General features: G+C 39.3%; 19 protein-coding genes. 12 read left to right on the plus strand and 7 right to left on the minus strand.

The genetic code is table 11. The annotated features are described in order from the left end of the window. Positions 1 to 192 precede the first annotated feature (192 nt). The 3 genes from ACXITR_RS08355 to ACXITR_RS08365 form a co-directional block, all read right to left on the minus strand. Complete coding sequence (locus ACXITR_RS08355) at positions 193 to 942, minus strand: hypothetical protein (protein ID WP_457996771.1); 750 nt, start codon at positions 940 to 942, stop codon at positions 193 to 195. Between the two features lie 90 nt (positions 943 to 1032). Further along, positions 1033 to 1896 carry a fructosamine kinase family protein gene (locus ACXITR_RS08360; protein ID WP_457996772.1) on the minus strand — a complete coding sequence of 288 codons (864 nt, stop codon included), beginning with the start codon at positions 1894 to 1896 and terminating at the stop codon, positions 1033 to 1035. A 139-nt stretch (positions 1897 to 2035) separates the two neighbouring features. After that, complete coding sequence (locus ACXITR_RS08365; protein ID WP_457996773.1) at positions 2036 to 2872, minus strand: carbon dioxide-concentrating mechanism protein CcmK; 837 nt, start codon at positions 2870 to 2872, stop codon at positions 2036 to 2038. Positions 2873 to 3019: 147 nt separating this feature from the next. On the opposite strand from ACXITR_RS08365, the gene lgt reads away from it, so the two are divergent. From lgt to ACXITR_RS08410, 9 genes are all read left to right on the plus strand, one after another. Continuing rightward, positions 3020 to 3874 (plus strand): prolipoprotein diacylglyceryl transferase, encoded by an 855-nt coding sequence (gene lgt, locus ACXITR_RS08370; RefSeq protein WP_457996774.1) that lies wholly within the window; start codon positions 3020 to 3022, stop codon positions 3872 to 3874. Positions 3875 to 3999: 125 nt separating this feature from the next. Beyond that, positions 4000 to 4137 carry a 50S ribosomal protein L34 gene (rpmH, locus tag ACXITR_RS08375; RefSeq protein WP_457996775.1) on the plus strand — a complete coding sequence of 46 codons (138 nt, stop codon included), beginning with the start codon at positions 4000 to 4002 and terminating at the stop codon, positions 4135 to 4137. Between the two features lie 55 nt (positions 4138 to 4192). Next, positions 4193 to 4561, plus strand: coding sequence for a ribonuclease P protein component (gene rnpA, locus ACXITR_RS08380; protein ID WP_457996776.1), 369 nt, complete (start codon positions 4193 to 4195; stop codon positions 4559 to 4561). After that, positions 4551 to 4943: a PH domain-containing protein gene (locus ACXITR_RS08385; protein WP_457996777.1), complete on the plus strand. Its 393-nt coding sequence runs from the start codon at positions 4551 to 4553 to the stop codon at positions 4941 to 4943. Before rnpA ends, ACXITR_RS08385 begins: the two co-directional genes overlap by 11 nt. A gap of 186 nt (positions 4944 to 5129) precedes the next feature. After that, complete coding sequence (yidC, locus tag ACXITR_RS08390) at positions 5130 to 6278, plus strand: membrane protein insertase YidC (protein ID WP_457996778.1); 1149 nt, start codon at positions 5130 to 5132, stop codon at positions 6276 to 6278. A 12-nt stretch (positions 6279 to 6290) separates the two neighbouring features. After that, complete coding sequence (locus ACXITR_RS08395) at positions 6291 to 6779, plus strand: Jag family protein (protein WP_457996779.1); 489 nt, start codon at positions 6291 to 6293, stop codon at positions 6777 to 6779. Positions 6780 to 6930: 151 nt separating this feature from the next. Then, a complete protein-coding gene (locus ACXITR_RS08400; RefSeq protein ID WP_457996820.1) occupies positions 6931 to 7428 on the plus strand; it encodes a YceD family protein in 498 nt (165 codons plus the stop codon). A gap of 161 nt (positions 7429 to 7589) precedes the next feature. Then, on the plus strand, positions 7590 to 9485 hold the full coding sequence (ftsH, locus tag ACXITR_RS08405; protein ID WP_457996780.1) for an ATP-dependent zinc metalloprotease FtsH: 1896 nt from the start codon (positions 7590 to 7592) through the stop codon (positions 9483 to 9485). An 83-nt stretch (positions 9486 to 9568) separates the two neighbouring features. Further along, complete coding sequence (locus ACXITR_RS08410) at positions 9569 to 11149, plus strand: B12-binding domain-containing radical SAM protein (protein WP_457996781.1); 1581 nt, start codon at positions 9569 to 9571, stop codon at positions 11147 to 11149. A gap of 50 nt (positions 11150 to 11199) precedes the next feature. Here the strand turns inward: ACXITR_RS08410 and ACXITR_RS08415 are convergent, their stop codons facing one another. From ACXITR_RS08415 to ACXITR_RS08425, 3 genes are all read right to left on the minus strand, one after another. Continuing rightward, positions 11200 to 12630 carry an ammonium transporter gene (locus tag ACXITR_RS08415; protein WP_457996821.1) on the minus strand — a complete coding sequence of 477 codons (1431 nt, stop codon included), beginning with the start codon at positions 12628 to 12630 and terminating at the stop codon, positions 11200 to 11202. Between the two features lie 459 nt (positions 12631 to 13089). Next, positions 13090 to 14430, minus strand: coding sequence for a hypothetical protein (locus ACXITR_RS08420; RefSeq protein ID WP_457996782.1), 1341 nt, complete (start codon positions 14428 to 14430; stop codon positions 13090 to 13092). A gap of 94 nt (positions 14431 to 14524) precedes the next feature. Continuing rightward, positions 14525 to 14848 carry a hypothetical protein gene (locus ACXITR_RS08425; protein WP_457996783.1) on the minus strand — a complete coding sequence of 108 codons (324 nt, stop codon included), beginning with the start codon at positions 14846 to 14848 and terminating at the stop codon, positions 14525 to 14527. A 280-nt stretch (positions 14849 to 15128) separates the two neighbouring features. Here ACXITR_RS08425 and ACXITR_RS08430 point away from each other — a divergent pair, with 280 nt between their 5' ends. Both ACXITR_RS08430 and ACXITR_RS08435 read left to right on the plus strand, forming a co-directional pair. Next, positions 15129 to 15473, plus strand: a complete 345-nt coding sequence (locus tag ACXITR_RS08430) for an STAS domain-containing protein (RefSeq protein ID WP_457996822.1) — start codon at positions 15129 to 15131, stop codon at positions 15471 to 15473. A 19-nt stretch (positions 15474 to 15492) separates the two neighbouring features. Beyond that, entirely contained in the window at positions 15493 to 15966 is a 474-nt protein-coding gene (locus tag ACXITR_RS08435; RefSeq protein WP_457996784.1) for a Mini-ribonuclease 3, read from the plus strand. Between the two features lie 43 nt (positions 15967 to 16009). Here the strand turns inward: ACXITR_RS08435 and ACXITR_RS08440 are convergent, their stop codons facing one another. After that, on the minus strand, positions 16010 to 16348 hold the full coding sequence (locus ACXITR_RS08440) for a P-II family nitrogen regulator (protein ID WP_069789602.1): 339 nt from the start codon (positions 16346 to 16348) through the stop codon (positions 16010 to 16012). A 269-nt stretch (positions 16349 to 16617) separates the two neighbouring features. Between ACXITR_RS08440 and glgA the strand changes: the two genes are divergently transcribed. Continuing rightward, complete coding sequence (gene glgA, locus ACXITR_RS08445) at positions 16618 to 18093, plus strand: glycogen synthase GlgA (protein WP_457996785.1); 1476 nt, start codon at positions 16618 to 16620, stop codon at positions 18091 to 18093. The last annotated feature ends 77 nt before the right edge of the window (positions 18094 to 18170 follow it).

The raw sequence follows: 18170 nt of genomic DNA on the forward strand, positions 1-18170 counted from the left end.
AATCAAAAATAGAGGTTTACAAAATGTTGCGGTAGGAACTATCGTGATGAAACAGCCCAGTAATGGCGTTCTGTCAGGGGCGAAAGCCTAGATAAGAGTCTATATGGGAATCCCCTCGCCTTCAGGCAGGGGAGGTTCAAAAATCGTATTTAGCAGTAAGCACCTGCATTTTAACCATTAATTTGAGCAAAATTAAAAACTTTCTCCGACTCTTAAACTAAGGGATTGATTATTACGATTAATGATTACTTCATTGTCAAAAATACTGCCCAATGTCCATCCCGTAGAGGCGATCGCACCGCCCACAGCTACCCTTTCAGTGATATTATTAACATTAAAAAGGGCAAATCCGTTTCCATCGGGTAATTGAATCACACCGACTAAACCATTTTTCTTCTGACTATTATCTATGGGTGAATTTCTCGCCCCATTCTCCACGGAAGAATTAATCGGTGGTGGTGGCGGTAAACTACTTCCATTTAAGGTTGGCACGGTATCAGGACGACTAGGGGTTATGGGAGTAGGGGGAGGAGGAGTAGGTAAAGACTGGGGATTTTGATCGGGAATGATTATACTAGATTCTAATAGGGGAGGAGGTTGCATATCAATTCCTGTGGGTAATGGAGGGGGTACAGGGATTGGGAGGGCTGATATTTCGGGGGGAGACTCAGAGGAAGGAGAAGGTAAAGGGGGTATTTCTCCGGGGTTAAGGTTTGTGGGTGTTTCCCGTAGGAGGTTACTATCTTCTAAATTTTCTTGAGGGGGGTTAATATTTTCTTGGCTGGTTTCAGTCAGAGGTTGATTATTGGTAATTACTGATTGTCGATATTGTCTATATAACCAAGCACTAACAATAATTAGATAGGTAGCTGCACCTAAAAAAATTAGCCTATCAAAATAAGGAGGATATTTAATTTTTGTCTTTAACTTTAATCTATTCATTGCCTCTTCCTCGTACACCACAAAACTATAATAATCAATTTTTCAGCTTTGCTAAAATTTTAAACCAGATTATTTACACAAACAGTTTAGTCACAGAATTTGATTAATCATCCCTTGGGCTTGACTGGCATAACTTCCCCCAAAAAGGTTGTAATGGTTGAGGATGTGATAGAGGTTGTAAATAGTTTTTCTTTGTTGATAGCCAGAGTTTAATGGCCATTGTTGATTATATCCTTCATAGAAAGCTGAGGGAAAACCGCCAAAAAGTTCGGTCATGGCAATATCTACTTCCCTATCTCCATAATAGGTTGCGGGGTCAAAAATAATAGGGATTCCTCCTGCTAAAAAACTAGCATTACCACCCCATAAGTCTCCATGGACGAGGGATGGTGAGGGTTGATGGGGGGATAGTTTTGCCCGAATAGCTTCTACAATATCATTTTGATTACCGAAGGTTGCTCCTTTACGTTTGGCTAGTTTTAGTTGATAACCAATTCTTTTTTCGGCGAAAAAGTCTGCCCAGTTTTTTTCCCAGTCATTGATTTGAGGGGTTGAACCTATGGTATTATTATCATCCCAGCCAAATTTATCAGCTTTACCTTGTTGATGGAGTTGGGCGAGGTGTTTTCCCATGGTGTGCCATGATTGATTATTATTACTTCTGCCAAATTCAATCCATTCTAGGATGATGTAGCTATGGTTATCGGTGCTTCCCGTGCCGATGGGTTTGGGTACTCTAATGGTATTTGTATCATACATTTGCCTGAGGGCGATCGCCTCTAAGCGAAACATTTCCCATTGGTGAGGGGTATTGAGTTTGACAAAATAATTTTCATTTTCTCCTATCAGCTGATAGGCTTGATTGATACAACCTCCCCCCACACTACGAACATTTTTGAGTCTAAATTCTATTTTAGTATGGTTGCTAAGGGCGATCGTAATTTCTTTCCACATAGTACAACATTCAATAAAAAAGTCTTGTTATTAAAGTAGGGAATGATCATAATATCTCAAATACTGATTTATTTATATAATTCAGTCGTGTTCCATACCATGGCATACTAATGTCATAATTTTTATTATCAATTATCCATTAATCATCTTCCGTTTGAGGCTCAATGATTTCCATGGGTAAGGGTTTTTTCTCCTGTTTTCTATTTTCCAACTCTGCCCTTAACTCCACTTTAGAGGAATTATTAAAATTCACAGGCACTTTTTCCAACTCAGGCAAAGCAACCAATTTGCGACGGGATGGGGTACGTTTTTTCTTCGCAAAATTTGGTAATGGCTGTTGTTTATCTTCTTCATCTAACCAGTAATTAGCGACAGGTAAAGTATGCTCTAAATCTTCTAGTAAACGAGGAATAATCATCACCGAATTTAACTCCCCAATCCTTTCTGCCTCTGCCATACCTGCCTCGATAGCTACCGCCACATTGGCAACAGTGCCTCTTATGATGGCTGTACATAGTCCACTACCGATGGTTTCATAGGAAGCTAGTTGTACATCCGCAGACTTCAACATCATATCTGCCGCCCCTACCATGGCAGGAAAACCCCTAGTTTCAATTAAACCAATGGAGCGATTACTAAGACGACTATAACCCCTCTCCTGTTGAGCTAATTCTATTAAACGACTACCGATGGGAAATACTGCTTCTAGGTTGGGCATAGGACGGGCTATGACTAGCTTAGTATGTAGTTGTCCTATTTGTTCCGCCATTCTTGCCCCTTCTTCCACCGCTAGGCGTACATCTGCAATATTACCCCGAACAATAGCAGTACAATGTCCACTACCGATTTTTTCGTAACCCACCAAAATTACTTCCGCTGACTTCAACATCATGTCTGCCGTGCCGACAATGGCGGGAAAGCTGAGGGTTGAGACTAAACCGAGGGCGCTATCTGGGCTAATATGCTTTTTTCTCATTTAAAATATTTGAGAAACTGTTAAATTTCTGTAACTATATGAAGGTTAAGATTGGCATTAATCTTGTCCTATTATCATATCATTAATTTCACTCAAGTTCGGATCATCGTCCATAGAAAAGAAAAATACTATTAATATTAAATTTTTATGAGTTTATTTGCTTTCCGTTTTCAATCTCCGGGCTCAATTTTATTTGAAATAGGGCCTGTGGCAGTGCGTTGGTATGGTTTTTTGATTGCGATGGCGGTAATAGTTGGTTTACTGATTGCCCAAAATTTGGCTAAGAGAAAAAATATTGATCCAGAAATGATCAGTGATTTGGTATTGTGGTTAGTGATAGGGGCGCTACCTTGTGCGAGAATTTATTATGTTTTGTTTGAGTGGGAGAGATATGCCCGGCGCCCGGGGGATATGATTGCTATCTGGCAAGGGGGTATTGCTATCCATGGGGCAATTATTGGTGGTACCATCGCTACGATACTTTTTGCTAAGGTTAAAAAACAGTCTTTTTGGGCGTTAATGGATGTGGTGATGCCTTCTTTGATTTTAGGTCAAGCTATTGGTAGATGGGGTAATTTTTTTAATTCGGAAGCCTTTGGAGTGCCAACGAGTTTACCTTGGGGATTATATATTCCTTCTAATCGTCGTCCTGCGGAATTTTTGCAGTTTGAATATTTTCACCCTACTTTTTTGTATGAGTCGGTATGGAATGGGTTAGTTTTTGTGTTGTTAATGGCTCTTTTTTTCTGGGGTTTACGTCGCAAAAATAATTTAAAAACTGGTACTTTAGTTTTTGTTTATCTAATTAGTTACAGTGTGGGTAGGCTATGGATTGAGGGTTTTCGTACCGATAGCCTGATGTTGGGAGATTGGCGGGTGGCTCAAATTATTAGTGTAAGTGCGATCGCCCTTGGACTTTTTGGGTTATTCTGGTTATATATTGCCAAACGTCCTTTACCATTTAAGTTTGATCAAGAAACCCAGAAAAATATCTCCCATTAACGGTATTTTATAGCCCTATCCTGAAAAAAAATCGAGCTTGAGAGCCACTATTAATGAACTTGTCTATGGACGGGAAATAGCATTGTGTCTTATAATGAAAGATGCTGTTTTTTTACTAAGGATTAATGAGTAAACATACTTTAAACGGAACTAGACGTAAACAAAAAAGAACTTCAGGTTTTCGCGCTCGTATGAGAACCAAAGATGGACGCAAAGTTATTCTAGCTCGTCGTCGTAAAGGCAGACAAAGATTAGCGGTGTAAATACCATTGATTCTTTTTTCATCATTCGTCCAATTTATTTATCCTCTAAATTCAAGTGGGATTACCGTCACGACATCGACTTAAAAAGCGGTCGGATTTTCAAACTGTTTATCAACAGGGTGTTCGCCGCTATAGTCGTCATCTAATTATTCGGGCATTGCCCATGGTTTCAGACTCTTTGGTATGTCCCATTTCTACAAAGCTAGGGATTTCCATTAGTCGCAAAGTTAGTAAAAAAGCCGTAGTGCGCAATCGCATCAAAAGACAGATAAAATCTGCCTTCAGGTCTTTACTTCCCGAGATTTCTTCTAACTGGCTGATCGTGATTACAGTTAAATCTGATGCCGGGGAATGCAATTATGAGCATTTTTTGAGAGAATTAAAAGAGTTACTAATTAAAACAGATATTATCTATGGGAATTAAAGAAGAAGTTTATTATGAAGGTGGCCCTCATGTTGGGGATCTTATTTTTAATGTGTTATTAGCTTTTACGGTTATTTGTTTACCTTTGACTGTGGGTGCTATTGCCCGGGCTATTTGGTTACGTTATCGTATTACTGATCGTCGTATTTCTGTTACTGGGGGATGGCAAGGGCGCGATCGCACCGATATTATTTACTCTGAAGTGGTCAAAGTTGCTAAAATCCCTAGAGGTTTAGGTCTTTGGGGTGATATTGTTGTAACTCTCAAAGATAGAAGTCGTTTAGAATTGCGCGCTATGCCCGATTTCAGAAACGTTTCTGATTATATCGCTCAAAAAGCAGCCGATAAAACTGGTAGATCCCTAGAGGCGATCGCATCTTAAATAATTGAAAATGGATAGTTGAAAATGGATAATATTATTCTTTGTCTATGTTATGACTTACAAATGTGCTGAAAAAGTCGAGATCAATTTTAATAATCAATTATTAACTATCAATTATCCATTAATTTGTCAATTGCCCATCGTACATTGTAAATTATTAGCATATAGTAAGGAAATAAAATAAAAATGGATTTTGGTATAGGTTTTATATCAACAAATATCATGTTGCCAATCCTAGACTTTTTCTACGGGATTGTGCCAAGCTATGGTTTTGGAATTATCGCTCTGACATTAGTAGTACGTTTGGGAGTGTATCCCCTCAGTGCAGGGCAAATTCGCAACATGAGAAAAATGCGCATCACCCAACCCCTGATGAAGCAGAAACAAGACGAAGTCAGAAAAAAATATAAAGATAATCCCCAAAAACAACAGGAAGAAATGGGGAAAATTATGCAAGAATTTGGGAATCCCCTCGCTGGATGTTTACCCCTTTTACTGCAAATGCCCATCCTTTTCGCCCTTTTTGCAACCCTCAGAGGATCACCGTTTGCCAATATTAACTACAATGTTGACTTACAGATTTTCCCCCAAGAGCAAATAGAGCGCATCGTACCCCAATCCTATAGCACCAAAGCTCAAAACGTCTTTGTGAGCGATGGAGTACATAATAAAATTGCCGCTATCATCCCCACAGGAAATAAATTAGTAGTGGGTGAAACAGAAAAAATAGAATTTCAAACCCCCGAAGGTAAATCTCTCCAAGAATTATTAACCCAATACCCAAACGGTGAAGATATTTCTCCCCGTTGGGAAATTACCAAAGGACAAGAAAGAATTTCTATTGACGAAAACGGAAACATTACTGCCCTCGCCACAGGAGATGCCACCATTCAGGTAAGTTTACCCGGTATCGCTGCTGACAAGGGCTTTTTATTCATTGAAGCCTTAGGACGTATTGGAGTTACGGGAGAAAACGGTAAAATTCACTGGGATATTTTGGGCATGATCATCTTTTTTGGGGTTAGCATTTACCTCAACCAAGAGTTGTCTGGGGCTGCCACACCCAATACTGGTAACGATCAACAAAAAAATATCAATAAAATTACTCCCGTTATTTTTTCAGGAATGTTTTTATTCTTCCCTCTTCCTGCGGGGGTGTTAATGTACATTGTATTGGCTAACGTTTTTCAAACTATTCAAACCTTAATTTTGATGCGTGAACCTTTACCAGAGAATATCCAAAAAATTCTTGATGATCAAATTAAAGCCACCAAAGGCAGGGAAGTAATTCCATTTGAGAAAAAAAGTAAAAAGAAAGAGAAAACTTCAGGTTAAATAATACAGATTATGGATGAACAAGTCCAACGGGGCAAACAGTGGTTAGAAACTCTACTCAAGTTAATGAACATTCCTGCGGATGTGCAACTGGGTAGGGTAGAAGAAAATGATAAACAGGGAGTTTCTTGTTGGTTAACCATTGATGAGGCTAATCTGGAGCAAACTCAGATTAATGCTTTAGTGGGGAAAAAAGGAGATACCATCGATGCTATTCAATATTTGGCTAATTCTTTGTTAAATGTTGGCTTGGGTGATTCTTCTCCTTGTTTTTTCACGGTGGAGTTGAATGGTTATCGCATTCGTCGTCAAGCAGAATTAGTGGCGATCGCCCAAACTGCCGCTGCTAGGGTTCGGGAAACTGGTACACCAGAGGAAATCAAATATTTATCCTCCGTAGAAAGACGACAAATCCATAGTATCCTTGAATCTTCTGATGATTTAACCACAGAAAGCCAAGGGAATGAACCAGAAAGACGATTAATTGTTAAATTACGCTAATTTATACTTAAGACGGGCTTCTTGCCCGTTTTTTTTATGCACATCATACACCTTAGAAAATTAGCAATTTAACCCTGACGTAACTTTACACCTTAAGACTTAACCCAAATCTGCTAAATTAATGATTGACGAATCAATGATGGTTAAAAGGATGGAAAGAATATATATTCCCCAATTGCTAAAAATGCCCCAGCAAATGGATAAGTTTACCTTTAAGGAAAATATTAAGGGTTTTAAGACCTTAACCCCTATCAAAGGTAGTTTGGCCGTTTATCATCGGGGTGGTTTTTTAGAGGTGGAATTAACCGCTGATACTATTTTGACCCTAAAGTGCGATCGCTGCCTAAAAACCTTTAACCATCGCCTAGAAGTAGATACATCAGAAATTATCTGGCTTAGTGATCAATTTGAAGATCCAAATAATTTACCCTTAGAAAGAGAAATATCAGGGGATGATTTGTGTGAAAGTTTGCCCCCCGATGGTTATTTTGAGGTGCAAGAGTGGATTTATGAGCAACTATCCCTCGCCCTACCCCTAAGACAAGTTTGTAACAATGAAGATTGTGAACCTCCCACTATTAAGGAAACTTCCACTATTACCGATGGTCGTTGGGCTGCCCTTAGCACCCTTAAATCCATAGGAGATTAACCATTACCCTTTAAGGACTAAATTCTGCGTCCTCCCTGGGGAAATTTAATGAAGGGTTGCTCAGATGATCTTGCCACCATCACAATCTTTTTTTTACATTTAAGATAGATATAGTTATTTCAACTTATTTAGTGAATTAAGCCTTAGTACAAAAAATAGAAATGTTAAATCATAATTCCCGTAAAAGAAAAAAATCTAATCGAATCCTTACCCTAGTCATTAGTAGTCTTTTGTGGGGACAAGCCTTTGTCACGGGGGCTGGAGTTGCCGTTGCCCAAAATAGTAATCAAGAATTGAGTTATAGCGATTTACTCGATAAAGTGAGAAATCAAATACCCAATAACGAAACCCAAGAAGGAGGAGAGGATGATATTCAAGAGCAAATGGTGAATATAGAAAGAATCCTAATCGATCCTGAAACCAATGTGGCAAGAATATTTTTGGCAGGAGAAGATGAAAATAGCCCTAGGATAGTTAACCTATTCAATGACAATAGGGAATTAGTCAGTCTTATCGGCAGAACTAACATTGATTTTGCGGTACAATCTTCGGGGGCTTCGGCTTCGGCTGTCATAGGCAGTGTACAGTTAGCATTACTATTATTTTTAATAATTGGCTTATTTGTCTTAATCCGTAAATCGGCTAACTCCGCAGCGGGGGCGATGAATTTTGGTAAATCTAAGGCTAAATTTCAAATGGAGTCCCAAACAGGGGTAGAGTTTAAAGATGTGGCGGGGGTTGAAGAAGCCAAGGAAGAATTAGAAGAGGTGGTAACTTTTCTCAAAACTCCTGATAAATTTACTGTTATTGGGGCAAAAATTCCTCGGGGTTTGTTGTTGGTAGGACCCCCCGGAACTGGTAAAACCTTGTTAGCAAAGGCGATCGCCGGGGAGGCAGAAGTTCCATTTTTCAGCATTTCAGGCTCAGAGTTTGTGGAAATGTTTGTGGGGGTTGGGGCTTCACGGGTAAGAGATTTATTCCGTAAGGCGAAGGAAAATGCCCCTTGTTTGGTGTTTATCGATGAAATTGATGCGGTGGGCAGACAGCGGGGTAGTGGCATCGGTGGGGGTAATGATGAGCGGGAGCAAACCCTTAACCAATTGTTGACGGAGATGGATGGTTTTGAAGGTAATTCAGGCATTATTGTCATTGCAGCCACCAATCGCCCCGATGTCCTTGATAGTGCTTTACTGCGCCCCGGACGGTTTGATCGTCAAGTAATTGTGGATTATCCTGATTTAGAAGGACGTTTGGGTATTTTAGATGTCCATGGGGCTAATAAAAAAATTAGTGAAGAAGTGGATTTAAAGGCGATCGCCCAGCGCACCCCCGGATTTTCGGGAGCAGATTTGGCTAACCTCCTCAACGAAGCAGCCATCTTAACAGCCCGTAAACGTAAAGATGCCATCACCATGGCAGAAATTGATCAAGCCATAGATCGAGTTATTGCAGGAATGGAAGGTACTCCCCTTGTGGATAGTAAAAGTAAACGGCTCATCGCTTACCATGAAGTAGGTCACGCCGTCGTTGCCACCCTTACCCCCGGACACGATCCTGTGGAAAAAATTACCCTCATTCCCCGAGGACAAGCCAGAGGACTAACTTGGTTTACCCCCGATGAAGAACAGGGCTTAGTATCCCGTAGCCAACTATTTGCCCGTATTACGGGGTTATTGGGAGGTAGAGCCGCCGAGGAGATGGTTTTTGGGGAAGATGAAGTAACCACCGGGGCCAGTAACGACATCGAAAGAGTGACCAACCTTGCCCGTCAAATCGTTACAAAATTTGGTATGTCAGACTTAGGTCCCATCGCCCTAGAAGGGGATGAACAACCCGTTTTTCTGGGGAATGACTCCATGAGTCGTACGGAATACTCTCAGGATGTGGCTCAAAAAATTGACTTACAGATTAGGGCAATCATTAATCAGTGCCATGAAAATGCTAAAAACATCATCAATGAATATCGCCCCGCCATAGACTCCTTAGTGGATTTACTAATTGAGAATGAAACCCTTGACCGCAGGACTTTTGAGAAGGTTTTAAAAGTGGATGGATAATAATTCAATATCTAATAACTGAGAATATGAGTTAAATTTGAGATCAATAAAAAAAACGAATAATATCTTAACCCCAAAGAATAATGAAAGCTCTTTTAATTTATCCAATTTTTCCCCCTACCTTTTGGTCCTACGAAAAAATCTTAGAATTAGTCAATCGCAAGGTTTTATTACCCCCCCTAGGGCTAGTCACCGTGGCGAGTATTCTGCCCCAAGAGTGGGAGTTTAAGCTAGTAGATCGTAATATTCGAGCGGTTACAGAAGAAGAATGGGCATGGGCTGATGTGGTCATTATGTCGGCGATGATTGTTCAAAAAGAAGATCTCATCGACCAGATTAAGGAGGCTAAAAAAAGAGGAAAATTAGTGGCAGTAGGCGGCCCTTACCCTACTTCCGTTCCCCACGAGTTGGAAGAGGCAGGGGCAGATTTCTTTGTATTGGATGAAGGGGAAATCACTTTACCGATGTTTGTAGAGGCGATAGAAAAAGGAGAAACTTCGGGGGTATTCCGTACCACAGAAAAACCCGACGTGACTTCTACCCCTATTCCCCGTTTTGATTTATTGGAATTAGATGCTTACGATTCTATGTCGGTACAGTTTTCTCGAGGCTGTCCTTTCCAGTGTGAATTTTGTGACATTATCGTTCTCTATGGGCGTAAACCAAGGACAAAAAGCCCTGAGCAGTTATTGCAGGAGTTAGACTATCTTTATGAGTTGGGATGGCGCCGTAGTGTCTTCATGGTGGATGATAATTTCATCGGCAATAAGCGTAATGTGAAGTTGTTATTAAGGGCGTTAAAGGAATGGCAACAGGAGCATCAATATCCTTTCCGTTTTAATACCGAGGCTTCGGTGGATTTGGCGGATGATCCAGAGTTGATGGAGTTGATGGTGGATTGTTATTTTGATGCGGTATTTTTAGGCATTGAAACCCCCGACGAAGATAGTCTCGCCATGACCAAGAAGTTTCAAAATACCCGTAGTTCCTTGACTGATGCGGTAGATAAAATTATTCGTACAGGGTTACGCCCCATGGCTGGTTTTATTATCGGTTTTGATGGGGAAGAAAAGGGTGCGGGCGATCGCATCGTACGTTTTGCCGAACAAGTAGGCATTCCCACCACCACCTTTGCCATGTTACAAGCATTACCCAACACCGCCCTATGGCATCGCTTAGAAAAAGAAGGACGCTTAGGCTCAGGCAAGTACGGCAACATTAACCAAACTACCCTAATGAATTTTGTCCCCACTCGCCCCGTGGAAGACATTGCCAACGAATATGTAGATGCTTTTTGGCGACTCTATGATCCCCATGCTTACCTAGATCGCACCTATCGTTGTTTCCTCAAACTCGGCGCCCCCAAGGCACACCCTCCAGCCAAACTACCTACTCTAGTGGATTTAAAAGCATTGGCCATCGTTGTATGGCGCCAAGGCATAAAAAGAGATACTCGCTGGAAATTTTGGCACCATCTGTTTAGCATTATTAAAAATAATCCTGGAGTATGGGAACACTATCTCACCCTCTGCGCCCACAATGAGCATTTCTTGGAATATCGAGAAATAGTTAAAAATGATATTAATACTCAGCTAAAAGAGTATTTAGAAAACTATCGCTCTCCTGATGAAGTGGTTAATGATAAAGAACAATTAGTGGCATAACTACTAATAAAACGAACAATGGGCTTAAGCCCATTGCCCATAAACTATCATTAAATTTCGTTCACATCTTCAGAAAAACCATTATAGGCTTCCATGCCATGCTCTCCAATATCCAAACCAAAATATTCCTCCTCTTCAGAAACTCTCAACCCTAACAATGCTTTGAGAATAGACCAAACAACATAACTATATATCACCATAAACGCTCCCACACTCACAACTCCCAACAGTTGAGTACCCAAGAGAGAGAAACTACCCGTGGTAAATAAACCCTTGATATTGGGATCTTCTGAAATAATCGGACTGGCAAACAAACCCACCGCAATAGTACCCCAGATACCATTAACAAGGTGAACTGACACCGCACCCACAGGATCATCAATTTTAATACTATCTAGGTAGTAAACAAATACTACAACCAAAGCTCCACCCACGATACCAATAATAATGGCATCACCATAGCTAACAAAAGCACAACCGGCGGTAATCGCTACTAAGCCAGATAAAACACCATTGATAATGAGAGATAAGTCTGGTTTTCCTGCCAGTACCCAACTGATGATGGTGGCAGAAATAGCTCCCGAGGCGGCTGCTAGATTGGTAGTTAGGGCAATATAACCAATATTCTGTGAGAGTTCTAGGGTTGAACCAGCGTTGAAGCCAAACCAACCAATCCACAAAATAAAACAACCTAAGGTTGCTAAACTCAAGTTATGACCCGGTAAAGGCATTATTCCCCCTGATTCCCGATATTTTCCTCTTCTTGCTCCCAATAAAATTGAACCTGTTAGGGCGCTCCATCCTCCCACAGAGTGAACAACGGTAGAACCAGCAAAATCTTGGAATCCTAGTTGGGCTAACCATCCATCTCCCCAAATCCAATGTCCTACAAGGGGATAGGCGATCGCCACTAAAAACACACTAAATAGAATAAAATCAATAAACTTAATCCTTTCCGCCACTGCCCCAGAAACAATTGTCGCAGCAGTACCCGCAAAAGCCACTTGGAATAAAAACTTAGCCGCTAAAGGAATATTTACCGAAGCCAAAGAACTATAAACCCCAATATAATCACTACCAATGGCAGGGCTATTGTCTGCCCCCGCAAGGAAAAAACCACTAAAACCAAAAAAGTTCGTACCATCACCAAACATGAGGGCAAAACCTACCGCCCAATAGGCAATGGTAGAAATGGCGAACACAATCAAGTTTTTAGAGAGCATATTAACCGCATTTTTACGGCGACATAAGCCCGTTTCCAACATGGCAAAACCAGCGTTCATGAAAATTACTAAAATCGAAGCAAATACAACCCAAAAAGTATCTAAACCGACCTTTAATTCTTTACTAATATCTGCCAAATCTGCCAGACTATCCTGAGCCGAAACGGAACTAGCACAGGAAAGCAACAAAAATACACTTAATACGATACATCCTTGCCAACTAGGGGAAACATTTATTTTTCGAGCAATTCTTTTGATTCTCTTTTTTGTCGTCTGAAGTCTGAACATTCTATTTTTATTTCTCTAATAACCTAAATATTCTATGCTTGAAGGAAAGCAATTATAGCATCATTCACTACAAAATATAAATTGTAATAATATTGTTATATTTTCCTTTTCACAATATGAAAGTTATTCCTAAGCTAGGGCATATTTAAAATTAGTAGAATATTTGATAATGTCTTTCAGCACAAGCTGATTATTCTCTACTTTAGTTTTTTTACGGTATTGATGAATTGATCAATTTAAGTTACCGTCACTATTTTTTTTAGAGCAATGTTTGTTTTTCAGAAAATAAAATAAAAGTATTTTACCCTTAAGTAATTTCAAGTAAGTAAGGTGCCGCTAATTTACTTTATTTCAAAAATAATACTACTTTTAAAAATTAATATTTTCATAACTCCTATGGTACGAGAAATTATGATTAGTATATTAGTATTAATCATACCTAACAATAAGTATTTGTTGAGGGTTATAAACCTCTAGGGGCATTCCATATTTCGAGCTTAGATAACGATAATTTTTTTCTACTTGGCTGATGTGATTGATTAAAACATCGGTTTCATTATTTGCTCTATGGGCTGATTGCTCTGTAATTCTGGCAATATTTCGTAAATAATCACTAGTTAAGGTGACTTTCATGCGGTTGTTTTCCACGGAGTAGTCACAAATTTTTCCGCTACCTTCACATATTTTTGCTAATTCTTCTCTGGCATTTTGTCGGTTGATGGCTTGTTTTAATTCTTCTTGGGCTTGGGATAGTTTTTGTTCGGCGGTTTGTTTTACGTTTTCAAGTTGTGGTTGTTTAGATGTATTTTCAGGAAATTGAGCAATGAGGTTGGTAATTTCTTGCCAGTGGTTAACGGCATTTGTCCATTGATTATTGGTTTCTGCATTTTGGGCTTGGATAATTTTATTTTGTATTTGCCCATAAAGATTATTGGCTATTTCTTCTTGTCTAATGGTTGCTTGTATTTGAGTTAAGGACTGATTATATTGTTCTATTAAATCTTCTCTTTGGGTTTCGGCGGTGGTAAGGAGGGGAATTTCTCTTATTTTATCGATCGCACTTTGCCAGTTAGTTGCAACGATTTTTAATTCTTCTAAGGAGGATATATTATTAATTAATTCTTCATTTTGTTGAGCAAGTTGTTGGGCTTCTGACAGTAGCTGATCTGCAATTATTTCTTGTGCAATACTATCTTGTACTGCTATTAATATATTATTATATTCATCTAATTTATTATTGATCCATGGGGTTAAAAATGGGTTATTTACTGACTCCATAAGGGCGATCGCCTCTACCCAAAAATCCTCTACCCTAGTCCATTCATCCTTAGATAAAGGTAATTTTGCACTCATCTGTTGAGCATTTTCTGTTAACTGTAAAGATTGTAATAAAATTTCTAAATCATCAATAACAACTTGATTTTCTATAATTAAAGTTTGAGCTTGATCATAACTGTCTGACCAAGAGGGAATATTACCTAACTTCAAATTTATTGCAATTAAATTTAGCTGTAATTCTGCTAAATCAGCCCTAGTCATGTCCTCATTTATGGTCAATAAAGAATTATCAACACTTTCTTGGGCATCAGGAATTAAGAGGCATTCACCCACCACACAGGGACGGGTAAAATAAAATACAAGCGCACCCCCTATCATAAAAATTAGCCCAATAGTTAGGGAAATAATACCTACGGAAAAATTACTGGATTTGTATTTTTCTGCAGTAGTTTCTGATTCAAGGGATATATCTTTATTTGATAGGTTATCCATAAAAAAAATAATGAATAATAAACAGTTAATAATTAGTATTTGAAGAGAATATTTTAACTCTAGGGCATAAATTCTAGCATCTAATAGCTATTTTTTATAACGGGTTAAAAGTTCTAAACATTTTTAATAATTGCAGTAAAAAAATCGTGTGTCGTACATCCTCACTAAGGGCAGGAGAAAATTTTGACTTCCTCAAAGACTCTTGTAACTGTGCGTATTCCTGAGCCGACAGTGGTTTATTATCTAAGGGCGATCGCCCCTCCACAATAATTTCCGTGCGTAACACCTCCTCTGGAATATGCTCTGGGGGTGGTAAAGCCTTTGCCCCTTGCCCACAAAAACCTGAAAAAAGTATCAACAAACCAGACATTAAAACCAGTCTGCCAGACAAAACAACCAAAGAAAAATTAACTACCATAATTACTAATGTACCACTGCCCATCAAAACAAAAAACAAACAACCCACCCATTTTAACTTGAGTTTTAAAAATAAACCCTGCACGTGCAATAAACCGTTTGCATCTTAACGTCTTTGGAAATTAGAACCATAAAAACCAAAAAAACTGAGAAAATCATGAAAAACATCAGACTTAAGGACAAAAATATGATTAATTAGATATTTAGTTATATAATTTATAACTATCAACATCTTGAGCTACATAAAAAGTAAGGAGGTAGCTATTTCCGAACAACTAAACTTGACAGTGAGCCTTAGAGGGACTCGTGAAGTCAAAAAAAATTGCCAAATCTTTCATCTACTAGGTCAGTTAGATGCTTTTTCTGAGCCAACATTTCAGAAAGTTATCCTGAGTTACGTAAAAGAAGGAGCCAATCAAATTATCCTCGATTTATCTCAAATCGACTTTATCGATAGTTCTGGTTTAGGAGCCTTAGTTCGTATCGTAAAGGCGATCGAACCTATCAAAGGAAAACTACAAATCGTGACTAATCCTAGGGTTACTCAAACCGTAAAAATGGTGCGATTAGAAAAATTCCTCAACCTAAGAAACTCTCTTGACGAAGCCTTAGCGGATATATCCTAATCAAAAAAACAATGTTATTGTGACTCAGAACGAAATTGATGTGCGATCGCCACCTAAGTCTAACTTAAGAGAAACCGATGACAATGAGGTAATCAATGTGAGAGAAAATTACTCTCTTGCAAAAATACCTCAATCATCCCTAAAACAACTTTCCCCCGTCTCCCTAGCATATATCGGTGACGCAATTTATGAACTCCACGTCAGGACTCATTACCTAATACCCTACCTAAAAATAGTAGATCACCATCACAAAGTAGTCCACCAAGTAAGAGCCGAAAGTCAGGCAAAGCACCTACAAGCCATTTATCCCCTCCTCAGCGAAGAAGAAAGAATATGGGTAAAAAGAGGAAGAAACTCCGTCAAAAAATCTCCCCGCAGACTTGCCCCCGGAATCTATCAACAAGCCACAGGATTTGAAACCCTTTTAGGGTATCTATATATCGCTAAACCCTCCCGACTAGACTATATTCTTAGGCAAATAAAACTAACCTAAAAAGTAGGGTGGGCAATGCCCACCACAAAAAAATATTCTAAACTTAGATAGCCTCTAAATTTTTCTCCCCAGTTCTAATACGAATGGTTTGATCCACAGGAGAGATAAAGATTTTACCATCTCCAATTTCTCCAGTGCGGGATGCCTGAACAACCTTTTCTACCACCATATCAACCTGATCATCATCCACAACAATCTCAATTTTGAGCTTCTGTAAAAACTCTACAGTGTACTCAGAACCACGATAACGTTCAGTTTGTCCTTTTTGACGACCAAAACCACGAACTTCCGAAACCGTCATGCCAACAATACCAGCATTAACGAGGGCAATTTTGACCTCATCTAGCTTAAATGGGCGAATAATAGCTTCAATTTTTTTCAACTTAATAACTCCTCTTCAAAATTATTTACTTATATAGCTTAATCTATAGCTTATACAATTTTCCTGTTATTTTCTAACACTCTTATCCCATGGTTTTTTGTCAAATACACTACATTTCTCCAATTATCAAAAACCGATAGATATTACAATGTTAATAATATTTATCAAAATTTCATCCGTAAAAACCAGATTTACAAAACCTCGAAGATTTGATATAACTTAATAAATTTAAACGGAAAATCGTAAAAACTAAGAGGAAAAAGCTCTCTATGTATATTGTTCATATTGCTTCAGAGTGCGCACCTGTCATCAAAGCAGGAGGGCTAGGAGACGTTATCTATGGTTTAAGCCGAGAAGTAGAAAACCGAGGTCATTCCGTAGAAATTATCCTACCTATGTATGATTGTATGCGTTATGACCATATCTGGGGGCTTCACGATGCTTATAAAGATTTATCCGTACCTTGGTACGATGGCACCGTTCATTGTTCCGTCTATTGCGGATGGGTACATGGTCGCCTTTGCTTCTTCATAAAACCCCATTCTGAAAATAACTTCTTTGATCGGGGTTGTTACTACGGCTGTGATGATGACACCATGCGCTTTGCTTTTTTCAGTAAAGCAGCCCTAGAGTTTTTATTCATTACGAATAAACGCCCCGATATTATTCACTGTCACGATTGGCAAACGGCATTAGTACCAGTCATGTTGTACGAAATGTATAAATGGCACGGTATGGCAAATCAAAGGGTCTGTTTTACCGTCCATAACTTCAAACATCAAGGCATCACAGGCAAGGAGATTCTCGAGGCTACGGGATTGAATAATGAAAAATATTACTATGATTACGATCGCCTCAGGGACAACTTTAACCCCTTTGCCCTGAACCTAATGAAAGGAGGGATAGTCTATTCTAACCACATCAACACCGTATCCCCCCACCATGCTTGGGAAGCCAGATATAGCGACGTGAGCTATGGCTTAGGACATACCCTCAAACTGCATCACTACAAATTTGATGGCATCCTTAACGGTATTGACTACAATATTTGGAACCCTGAAATCGATACCCTTATTCCCCATAAATATACCATCGATATATTTGAAGGAAAAACAAAAAATAGAAAAGCCCTACGGGAAAGACTACTGTTAAGGGATGAAAATAAACCCATTGTGGCTTTTGTGGGTCGTTTAGACGGTCAAAAAGGGGTTGACCTAGTCCACCATAGTATTTACTACTCCATCCACCATAACGCTCAATTCGTCCTCTTAGGATCAGCCACCGAGCCGAGGATTAATAGTTGGTTTGCCCATGAAAAAGGTTTCCTGAACGACAACCCAGACTGTCATTTAGAATTAGGATTTAACGAAGAATTAGCCCACCTCATCTATGCAGGGGCCGACATTATTGTGGTACCTAGTGTTTACGAACCCTGTGGCTTAACCCAGATGATCGGATTGAAATACGGCACTATCCCCGTGGTGCGTGGGGTAGGAGGTTTAATGGATACAGTATTCGATAAAGACTATGATCAGTACCATAGCCCCGATAAACGTAATGGATTTGTATTTTATGAAAATGACCATCACGCCCTAGAGTCTGGACTAGAAAGGGCTATTTCCCTATGGCATCACTATCCCAAAGAGTTTGAACTACTGCAAAAACAAGGGATGGAGTATGACTATTCTTGGAATAACCCAGGAAGACAATATGTAAGTCTTTACGATTACCTGCGCCATAAGTAGGATTTTACCATTGAGAGGGTAGGTGAGGGTTAAAAATTATTCAACCCCCAACCCCAACTCCTAACCCCCACAGGGTG

It is taken from the genome of Cyanobacterium sp. (assembly GCF_054166785.1).

Excerpts from the sequence above, each read along its gene's own strand:
- lgt (WP_457996774.1), top strand. The coding sequence starts at position 3,020 with ATGAGTTTATTTGCTTTCCGTTTTCAATCTCCGGGCTCAATTTTATTT.
- ACXITR_RS08395 (WP_457996779.1), top strand. The coding sequence starts at position 6,291 with ATGGATGAACAAGTCCAACGGGGCAAACAGTGGTTAGAAACTCTACTC.
- ACXITR_RS08400 (WP_457996820.1), top strand. The coding sequence starts at position 6,931 with ATGGAAAGAATATATATTCCCCAATTGCTAAAAATGCCCCAGCAAATG.
- ACXITR_RS08360 (WP_457996772.1), bottom strand. The coding sequence starts at position 1,896 with ATGTGGAAAGAAATTACGATCGCCCTTAGCAACCATACTAAAATAGAA.
- ACXITR_RS08425 (WP_457996783.1), bottom strand. The coding sequence starts at position 14,848 with ATGGTAGTTAATTTTTCTTTGGTTGTTTTGTCTGGCAGACTGGTTTTA.
- ACXITR_RS08365 (WP_457996773.1), bottom strand. The coding sequence starts at position 2,872 with ATGAGAAAAAAGCATATTAGCCCAGATAGCGCCCTCGGTTTAGTCTCA.
- ftsH (WP_457996780.1), top strand. The coding sequence starts at position 7,590 with ATGTTAAATCATAATTCCCGTAAAAGAAAAAAATCTAATCGAATCCTT.
- ACXITR_RS08420 (WP_457996782.1), bottom strand. The coding sequence starts at position 14,430 with ATGGATAACCTATCAAATAAAGATATATCCCTTGAATCAGAAACTACT.
- glgA (WP_457996785.1), top strand. The coding sequence starts at position 16,618 with ATGTATATTGTTCATATTGCTTCAGAGTGCGCACCTGTCATCAAAGCA.
- ACXITR_RS08385 (WP_457996777.1), top strand. The coding sequence starts at position 4,551 with ATGGGAATTAAAGAAGAAGTTTATTATGAAGGTGGCCCTCATGTTGGG.
- ACXITR_RS08410 (WP_457996781.1), top strand. The coding sequence starts at position 9,569 with ATGAAAGCTCTTTTAATTTATCCAATTTTTCCCCCTACCTTTTGGTCC.
- yidC (WP_457996778.1), top strand. The coding sequence starts at position 5,130 with ATGGATTTTGGTATAGGTTTTATATCAACAAATATCATGTTGCCAATC.
- ACXITR_RS08355 (WP_457996771.1), bottom strand. The coding sequence starts at position 942 with ATGAATAGATTAAAGTTAAAGACAAAAATTAAATATCCTCCTTATTTT.
- rpmH (WP_457996775.1), top strand. The coding sequence starts at position 4,000 with ATGAGTAAACATACTTTAAACGGAACTAGACGTAAACAAAAAAGAACT.